This is a genomic window from uncultured Candidatus Kuenenia sp. (assembly GCF_900696675.1).
Classification (GTDB): domain Bacteria; phylum Planctomycetota; class Brocadiia; order Brocadiales; family Brocadiaceae; genus Kuenenia; species Kuenenia stuttgartiensis_A.
Genome location: NZ_CAADGZ010000170.1, coordinates 1 through 6,149, shown reverse-complemented (window position 1 = coordinate 6,149; position 6,149 = coordinate 1). Strand labels below are relative to the sequence as shown.

Here is a 6,149-nt window from a genome sequence, read left to right as displayed (position 1 = left end):
CAACCGCTATGTTTTGACGGAGAAAGGCCAGAAGTTCTCTTGTTCACTGATGACCGCTTCAGCCCTTGATATTAAAGCACTTACGGAAATGGCGGCATGAAAAACACGCATAAAAAACAAGAAATTTATGGATAGTAGTACAGATTAAAAAATTAATCACAAACTTAACAATGACTAATTCAGAACATATTTCAGATTTCACAATTAAATATTTTGCAAAAAAACACGCACTGACGAATGGAAGTGTGCAAAGAAATTACTGATAAGGTAAATGTTAAAATAAAGGATTTTTGAATTATGAAAAATATATGGGCGCCATGGCGTGTGACGTATATTAAGAACGCGTCTGAAAAAGAGGCATGTTTTTTATGCGAAGCGTACAACGGCAGTTCGGAAGAAGAAAAACATATCGTATGCCGCGGCGAGCAATGTTTTTGCATTCTGAATAAATATCCCTATAACAGCGGACACCTTATGGTTGTCCCAAACAGGCATGTGGCAGATATCACCGAACTTGCCGATAGTGAATTATTGGAGATAATGAAGATGGCGGGCAAGATGCAAAAACACCTTTCATCGCTTATGAAACCCGATGGTTTTAATATAGGCATTAACCTGGGAAAATCAGCCGGCGCGGGGTTGCCAGGCCATATACATTTGCATATAGTACCAAGATGGAACGGCGATACGAATTTTATGCCGGTCTTTTCAGACGTAAAGATCATATCTCAGTCATTGGAATATATTGCTGCGGAACTTAAAAAAAGCATTTCGGGTGGGTAAAGTGAAAGTATCGGGCATCCTGGTTGGCGCCGGACTTGGGTTACGTATGGGAGGGGATGTAAAAAAACCTTTCATTCAGATCAACGATAAACCGGTATTCCTTCATACAATAGACCGGTTTTCACAATGCAGCCTGATTAGCGAAATTGTTCTGATTGTCGGAGAACCGGAGATAAATGTTGTTCTGGATACGTGGCGGGATTCGCTGAATGCATACAATATAAAAAAAATCGTTCCGGGAGGAAAAAGAAGACAGGACAGCGTGTTTAACGGTTTGTGCAATGTCGATGCGGATACGGAAATAGTGCTTATCCATGATCTGGTACGGCCGCTTGTAAAAAAAGAACATATAGAAGCGGTGGTTTACAAGACAAGGGAATATAAAGCTGCAATCCTCGCCGCGCCAATGAAAGCAACAGTAAAAGAAGTAAATGATGATTTATCAATAAAGAAGACTATTCCCAGAAACAAGCTATGGATGGCCCAGACCCCCCAGGGGTTTGAGAAAACGTTGATTATTAACGTATTTCGTCAATTTCAGCACACCGGTAGAGAATTTACCGATGACGCCCAAATGGTGGAGGAGGCCGGCCACCCCGTATATATTGTTCCCGGTTCTGATGAAAATATAAAAATCACTACCCCTGATGATATACGTATTGCAAAGGCATTGTTAAAATAGGCTGTGTTTATCCAACGGCATTCATTTTTACTTTTTCAAAAATCTAAATACATGAAAAAATATTGTCTCCTCTGTATCATTATTCTTTGCCTGCCAGTTTTTTCCTGCGCCAACAAGGAACGCATAACCTCTGATAGTTTTAAAAACTATGAAGGGTCTCATGCGTTTACCACGGAATTGCTGAGAACTGATTTTGCGCTGCAGAAAAGGGTTTTAATAACCCTTGAGAAGGCAATAATGCTCATGGAAGACAATGTTGATTCCGTCAGCAAAGAAACATTTGAAAAGAGTATAGAGGTTATAAGTTATTTTTTTGATATTTGCCATATTGAAAAAGAAAACGAAATACTTTTTCCATTTGTCAAAAATATACAAGGCGGTATGGAAAAGAAAGATTTTCTGGGGCGGCTATTAATGGAACATATATCGGCGAGAGACCGGAAAAGGGCTTTATCAGATGCAGTGAAAGGAATATCTTTAGGCAAAAAGGCGAGAAAGACTATCAAAAAAGCTGGTTACAGGTATATCAAATATGTAAAAAAGCACCTCCAAACAGAGGAAAAGGCTCTTTTCCCATGGATAGATACACTACTATCTCACGATGACCAGTTAGCACTGATAGAACGGTTAAATGCGGTTGAAGAGAAATATATCAGTAACGGACTGCATGAAAAATATTTCATAATGGTGGAGACCCTTGAAAAACAATTAGGGATATTACCATGAATACGATTTTAGGATTTTAAATCGTAAATCTCCGCGGGTTAAGGTTGCAAACCTGAGCCCGCCGGGAGTTGATGGACAGTAGTATGTAGTACGACGAGGTTCGTCGCACTACAAATGACAATTTCCCATGTTCGTTTATGTAGGTTTTACTTTTCTCTTGTTTATTTTTTTTTTACTTTTTTAACATATGGAGTTTGTTATGGAAAAATACGCACTAATTATTTTTGTTTGTATGAATTTTTTAATAACCAGCGGCGCTTTTGCACAGCAGGGACAAAAGGTGACTGTAGCCGAAATATTGGGAGAAAGGAAAGAGTATTATTTTGACAACGACGAGTTATCCAACACGCCTAAGGGATTTTTTGAAGCCCTTACCGGCAACGGCAAAAAGGGACAATGGAGGGTGCTGAAAGTGCAGCACTCACCTTCTTCAGACAATGTAGTTGTACAGACAAAAACGGATAAGACTGCTAAGCGTTTCCCTTTGCTGATGGTAGAGTATATCGATTATAAAGACGCCATGGCATATGTAAAATTTCGCGCTGAAGGTGGAGAGATAGACCAGGCGGCAGGACTGGTCTTCAGGTATAAGGATAATCAAAACTATTATGTGTTAAGCGCCAATGCATTGAAAAACAATGTGCATTTATATAAAGTGTCAAATGGACAGCAAAAATTGCTCGGAGAAAAAAATATGCCCGTATCCTCAAACGAGTGGCATTTGTTAAAAGTTGTTTATGACGGGAAAAAGATACGCTGTTTTTTTGAAAATGCAATGGTAATTGAAGTTTTAGACGATACGTTTTCTTCCGGCGGCATAGGGCTTTGGACAAAATCCGATTCGTATGTATTGTTTGACGACCTCGTAATACAAGAAAATTCCTGACCCAACTACACAGAAAGATTAACGCAGTTCCGCACTCTGAAATTGAGTCGATTGATGAAGATATTTCAATATGAATATTTGTTGCCAAAGGATGTAAATAGTAATGGAAAAATATGAACAGGAACGTTTTACAAAGCTGCAGAAATTGAGGGATAAAGGCGTCGATCCGTTTGGCGGACGATACGACAACGTACAATCAATACAAACGATCCTTGAGGGTTTCGCGCCTGACCGTGATGATATTAAGGCTAAGGCTGCCGGCCGCATCATGACGATGCGGCCACACGGGAAAACGGTATTTTTGGATATACGTGACCGTACGGGCAAAATACAGGTGTATATAAAGCGCGATAAAGTAGGAGAAGATACATTCGAAATCTCCCATTTACTCGACCTTGGTGATATTTTAGGCGTAGAAGGCACTCTTTTCAAAACGAGAACGGGAGAAATTACGATCTTTGCGGACAATATCACCCTCTTATCAAAATCACTGCTTAACCCCCCTGAAAAATGGCACGGGCTGAAAGATATTGAACTCAGACACAGACAGCGGTATGTTGATTTGTTTACAAATCAGGATGTTATGCAAACATTTTTAAAACGCATACAGATTATCAATCACATACGCGCATTTTTGAATGAGAGGGATTTTGTGGAAGTGGAAACACCCATGATGCAACCAATACCCGGCGGAGCGGTGGCAAGGCCCTTTATTACCCACCATAATGCCCTGGATATTGATTTGTATTTAAGAATCGCACCTGAACTGTATTTGAAAAGACTGCTGGTGGGCGGCATGGAAAGGGTATATGAAATTAACCGCAATTTCAGAAATGAAGGCATTTCCACACGCCACAACCCTGAATTCACAATGATGGAATTATACCAGGCATACAGTGACTATAACGGCATGATGGAATTGACGGAAGAGCTGATCACCTCGCTGGCAATGAAAATACAGGGGAAATATGAACTCTCCTTCGGCGAAATAACGGTCAATATGACGCCCCCATGGCGACGCGCTACTTTCTGTGAACTTCTGAAAGAACACAGCGGCATATCATACGACGATGAAGAAGGGTTAATAAGAAAATCAAAGGAATCAGGCTTAGAGACAAACGGTATCAGCAGGGACAACATCGCCAATACCCTTTTTGAGGAACTGGTTGAAAAAACGCTGGTAAACCCCACCTTTGTGCTGGATTATCCCACTTCAATCTGCCCTTTGACAAAAACGTGTGCGCACGACCCTCGTTTTGCCCAAAGGTTTGAATTGTACATCGCATCTATGGAAGTGGCAAATTCCTATTCGGAACTTAATGATTCGATAGAACAGGACAGAAGACTTCATGAACAAATTGGCACAGAAACAGATATTACCGGAAAGATTGATGAAGATTTTTTAACCGCCCTTAAATACGGAATGCCACCGGCAGGCGGTCTTGGGATAGGCATCGACAGGCTTATTATGCTGCTCACCAATAACGTTTCCATCAGAGAAGTTATCTTGTTTCCGCTGCTAAAACCGAAGCAATAGAGAAGTACGAGGTACAGCTTGTCCTTGCGAGCATCTCCGCTTGTCATTGCGAGGGCCTTTTCCGAAGCAATCTTTTTTATAATGCCAGATTCAATCAAGGTAATTGTAATGGATAAATTATACTCCGTTTACATAATGACGAATAAAAATAATAAAAGGTCTTCTCCCTACTGGGTGAGTAAAAATGAGCGAAAAAAGTCTTGCGACCCGCAATTAGAGGGAGTTTTCAGCTTGTTTTAGCGTCTAAAAATGTGATATAAAATCGCATGAGAAAAAAACGATCACTTTATGATGCATATCAGTTTTGTAGTTTTAAACCACAACACAAGGTATCAGGCGTTTTTGGCGACTCCAATGCCATGGTAATAAAGTTTACCCGACAGGGAAAAAAACCGTCTGCGGTAACTGCGGTAAAGTATACCGAACCATCTATGACCGCAAGAATAGGCGAGTGCGTGATCTTTCCAGCGGCAATAGGCGTGTATACCTTGAACTTGAGATTCGCCGGGTTTTCTGTATTTGCTGCAACAAGGTGAAGCAAGAGAAGCTGAAGTTCCTTGCGGATAATCCTTTCTACACCAAGCGCTTTGCCTTCTATGTTGGCAAGCGATGCAATACTCAGACGATTAAAGACGTTGCCGTAGAATTGCACCTGGACTGGAAGACTGTCAAGGAACTCGAAAAGCAGTACATGCGGGAGAAACTCCGCCGTGCCGGGAATCCTGGTCCAAAGGTAATCGGTATTGATGAAATTTCTATTCGTAAAGGTCACCGTTACCGTATCATAGTAAGCGACCTTGAGAGGAAGCGGGTGATTTGGTTTGGTGGTAAAGACCGTTCAGAAGAGAGCATGAACCTCTTCTACGACGAGTTAGGTGTGCACAAAACCAGGAAGATACGGCTTGCGGTTATGGACATGTGGAAGGCTTTTGAGAATGCCATCCGTTGTCGCGCACCACAGGCGGCCATCCTTTACGATAAATTTCATATCATAAAGCATCTGAACGACGCCTTAGACAAAGTGAGAAAGAGCGAATATGCCAGACTGAGTGGCAAAGATCGTAAGTTCATTAAAGGTCAGAAATACACACTTCTTTCTCATCGTGAAAACCTTACGGTAGAAGGGAGAAAGGCATTAAAGATACTTCTGACCGCTAATAAACGACTTAATACGGCATATGTCCTCAAAGAAACATTCGGACAGTTATGGAGCTACACGTCAGAGGCCTGGGCCAGAAAGTTTTTTGATAACTGGAAGGCCTCGTTAAAATGGCAACGGCTTAAACCCTATGAGGAGTTTGCAGAACTGGTTGAACGCCACTGGGATGGCATTGCCGCTTTCTGCAAACCAGAAAATAAAGTTCCGCTAGGATTTGTCGAAGGGCTGAACAACAAAATCAGGGTCATTCAACGCCGAGCTTACGGTCTACGAGACGAAGAATATCTTCGACTCAAAATCTTGGCCTGCATGCTGCCTGATATCTAACACAAAGCAATTTTCGCTCATTTTTACCCACTCGATAGGGAGAAGACCC

6 protein-coding genes are annotated in these 6,149 nt (G+C 41.4%); all 6 read left to right on the top strand.

Going from position 1 to position 6,149, the window contains the following annotated elements; genetic code table 11:
• Window positions 1-297 precede the first annotated feature (297 nt).
• Window positions 298-783, top strand: a complete 486-nt coding sequence (locus QZT26_RS16020) for an HIT domain-containing protein (protein ID WP_099323631.1) — start codon at window positions 298-300, stop codon at window positions 781-783.
• Window positions 776-1,465, top strand: coding sequence for a 2-C-methyl-D-erythritol 4-phosphate cytidylyltransferase (ispD, locus tag QZT26_RS16015; protein ID WP_164994897.1), 690 nt, complete (start codon window positions 776-778; stop codon window positions 1,463-1,465). Before QZT26_RS16020 ends, ispD begins: the two co-directional genes overlap by 8 nt.
• A 51-nt stretch (window positions 1,466-1,516) precedes the next feature.
• Window positions 1,517-2,191 (top strand): hemerythrin domain-containing protein, encoded by a 675-nt coding sequence (locus tag QZT26_RS16010; protein WP_099323633.1) that lies wholly within the window; start codon window positions 1,517-1,519, stop codon window positions 2,189-2,191.
• 199 nt (window positions 2,192-2,390) lie between these two features.
• Complete coding sequence (locus QZT26_RS16005; RefSeq protein ID WP_157775610.1) at window positions 2,391-3,077, top strand: family 16 glycoside hydrolase; 687 nt, start codon at window positions 2,391-2,393, stop codon at window positions 3,075-3,077.
• Window positions 3,078-3,180: 103 nt separating this feature from the next.
• The gene (lysS, locus tag QZT26_RS16000; protein WP_099323635.1) at window positions 3,181-4,614 is read left to right on the top strand and encodes a lysine--tRNA ligase; all 1,434 of its coding nucleotides are present in this window, start codon (window positions 3,181-3,183) and stop codon (window positions 4,612-4,614) included.
• 331 nt (window positions 4,615-4,945) lie between these two features.
• Window positions 4,946-6,100: an ISL3 family transposase gene (locus QZT26_RS15995; RefSeq protein WP_320409749.1), complete on the top strand. Its 1,155-nt coding sequence runs from the start codon at window positions 4,946-4,948 to the stop codon at window positions 6,098-6,100.
• Window positions 6,101-6,149: the final 49 nt, after the last annotated feature.